At 69.9% G+C, this 1,613-nt stretch carries 3 protein-coding genes; 1 reads left to right on the plus strand and 2 read right to left on the minus strand.

Going from position 1 to position 1,613, the window contains the following annotated elements:
- Positions 1-750: aminotransferase class I/II-fold pyridoxal phosphate-dependent enzyme (locus tag VGL85_RS06700; protein WP_331587309.1), on the minus strand; the 750-nt coding region annotated here is incomplete at its 3' end.
- 18 nt (positions 751-768) lie between these two features.
- Between VGL85_RS06700 and VGL85_RS06705 the strand changes: the two genes are divergently transcribed.
- On the plus strand, positions 769-1,239 hold the full coding sequence (locus tag VGL85_RS06705; protein ID WP_331587311.1) for a GNAT family N-acetyltransferase: 471 nt from the start codon (positions 769-771) through the stop codon (positions 1,237-1,239).
- A gap of 35 nt (positions 1,240-1,274) precedes the next feature.
- Here the strand turns inward: VGL85_RS06705 and VGL85_RS06710 are convergent.
- Positions 1,275-1,613 (minus strand): TraB/GumN family protein (locus VGL85_RS06710; RefSeq protein ID WP_331587313.1); only part of this gene is annotated, 339 nt, incomplete at its 5' end.

Below are 1,613 nucleotides of genomic sequence, written 5' to 3' on the forward strand. Positions count from 1 at the left end.
CTGGGTCAGGGGCGGCGCGGCCATCAGGAAGCCGACCTTCCAGCCGGTGAGCGCGAACATCTTGCCGGCCGAGCCGATCTTCACCGTTCGCTCGCGCATGCCCGGATAGGCGATCAGCGGCCGGTGGGCGCGGCCGTCGAAGACCACATGCTCCCAGACCTCGTCGCAGACGGCGATCACATCGTGGCGGACGCAGAACTCGGCCAGCAGAGCCAGGTCCTCGTCGGGGCAGATGGTGGCGGCCGGATTGAGCGGCGTGTTCAGCAGCACGATCCGGGTGCGCTCGCTGAACACCGATTCCAGCATGGCGCGGTCGAAGCGCCAGGCCGGCGGCTCGAGCCGCGCCAGCTTGCCGACCCCGCCGGCGCGGCGGACCATGGGCAGGTAGGAATCGTACATCGGCTGGAACAGCACCGCCTCGTCGCCGTCCTGCAGCAGCGCCAGAAAGGCGCAGGCCAGGGCCTCGGTGGCGCCGGAGGTGACGGTGATCTCGCTCGCCCAGTCCAGCTCGAGGCCCTGAGCGCGGCGATAGTGCGCCGCCACCGCCTGGCGCAGTTCCGGCAGGCCCGGCATGGGCGGATACTGGTTGTCGCCGTCCTTAAGCTCCCACGCCGCGCGCTCGCGAATGGCCAGCGGCCCCGGCTGGTCGGGAAAGCCCTGGCCGAGGTTGATCGCGCCCAGCTCGCGCGCCAGGCCGCTCATCACGGCGAAGATGGTGGTCGGCAGGGCTTGGTAGATGGGGTTGGCCATGGCGGCGAAAGCCTTAGCATGCGGACCATGCAGATCGTCGAGTACCGTCCGGAGCTGGCTCCCGCCTTCAAGGCGCTGAACGAAGCCTGGATCACGCAATATTTCGCGCTTGAGGCCAAGGACCACGAGGTGCTGGACGATCCGCAAAGCAAGATCATCGACCGCGGCGGGCGGATCCTGTTCCTGGTCGAGGCCGACGCGGTGGTCGGCTGCTGCGCGCTGCTGGCCATGACCGACGGCGGCTTCGAGGTGGCCAAGATGGCGGTGGCCGAGCCGCACAAGGGCCGGGGCCATGGCCGCGCCCTGATGGCCGCCTGCATCGAGCAAGCCAGGGCGGCGGGCGCGCCGCGCCTCTATCTGGAGACCAACAGCGCGCTGGCGCCGGCGCTCGCCCTCTACCGCGGCTTCGGTTTCCGCGAACTCGACGGCATGCGGCGGATCGAGTCGGACTATGCCCGCGTCGACATCTGGATGGAGCTTCGGCTCTGATCTCCCGGATGCTGTCGCGTCCCGAGCAAGGAGCGCTAGAGTCGCCGCGCCCGCATGCCGGCCGCCGCGAGTTGATTCTGGACGCTGTCCGGGCCGACCAGGTGGTCGCCGCCGACCAGGACGAAGGTCGTGCCGCCGCCGTCCAGCATGGCGCGAAACCGGGGCGCCCAACGCCGGTTCCGCGCCACCAGGATCGCCTGATAGTAGTCGGGATAGACGCGGCTCAGGCGGCGCACTTCCTCGACTTCAGGACGCAGATCACCCACCATCCAGGCTTCGGCGGCCCGCTGCGCGACATCGGGGCCGGCCTCGATCTCGTCCACGGCGCGCAGCAGCGCCCCGATCTCCGCGGCCCTCGAGAAGCCGGCGAAATA

This window comes from Phenylobacterium sp., assembly GCF_036501465.1.
GTDB lineage: Bacteria > Pseudomonadota > Alphaproteobacteria > Caulobacterales > Caulobacteraceae > Phenylobacterium.